The 747-nt window shown below is 60.9% G+C and carries 2 protein-coding genes; both read right to left on the bottom strand.

Features of this window, described 5'->3' with window-relative positions; all coding sequences use genetic code 11:
• Positions 1 to 209: hypothetical protein (locus ACWTU9_RS33180; RefSeq protein WP_455862013.1), on the bottom strand; the 209-nt coding region annotated here is incomplete at its 3' end.
• A gap of 133 nt (positions 210 to 342) precedes the next feature.
• Positions 343 to 747: hypothetical protein (locus ACWTU9_RS33185; RefSeq protein ID WP_455862014.1), on the bottom strand; the 405-nt coding region annotated here is incomplete at its 5' end.

Here is a 747-nt window from a genome sequence, read left to right on the forward strand (position 1 = left end):
TTCCGAGGCTTAGGCTCGTTCTTTCGCCCCAAGAGAAGTATCAGCACCACGGTGCGCATCGACTCGTGCTCGCGGCTATCAACCTCAACCGTCCAATCGTCGTTGCGCTTGTGCCATACGAAATCGCAACCGCGCAAAGCCTCCCGAAACTTATCTGGGTCAATGCCCGCCGCCTTTGCCATTTCGGCGGCGTTAGTTGAGACTGGCATGGCCGGACTCCGGATATAGGAACGAACCACTCCCGGTGGCCGGGCCTTGAGGTGGCTAGAAGGCTCTGGCGCATGACATGTTCCATCGAAAACGAAAAATGCCCGCCGGGCGCGTGGCCAGCGGGCAGAGCTCTCATGATGGAGACGATGCACTGAATGGGCCAGTGCAATAAGCCAATTTCGTCGGCGAAGAGATGTTCCAGGCATCAGGCAATTTTCTCATGGCCGCGCGGCCGGCTGCGAAAGCCCGACAGTCGGGGTTCTGCACTGCCGACGCGTCCACCGCCTCCTGGCGCCCCGCTTTGGCCCGCAGGAAGCCTTCTTGGGCAGCCACCCGATATCTCGCCATCGCTTCCTGCCTCTCGCGCTCCCGCTCCAGCCTGTAGACCTCGGGCAATGGTTGCCAGTCCTTCGGCTTCAGCTTCATGCACCACTGCGGCCGGCGAAAGCCCCAGTGTTCGATCGCGACGAGATCAGACCCATCGAACCAGCATGAAACGTTGAGCTTCGCGAAATGCAGGCACCGTGCCGCCCACCA

The sequence above is a fragment of the Mesorhizobium sp. 128a genome, assembly GCF_053848025.1.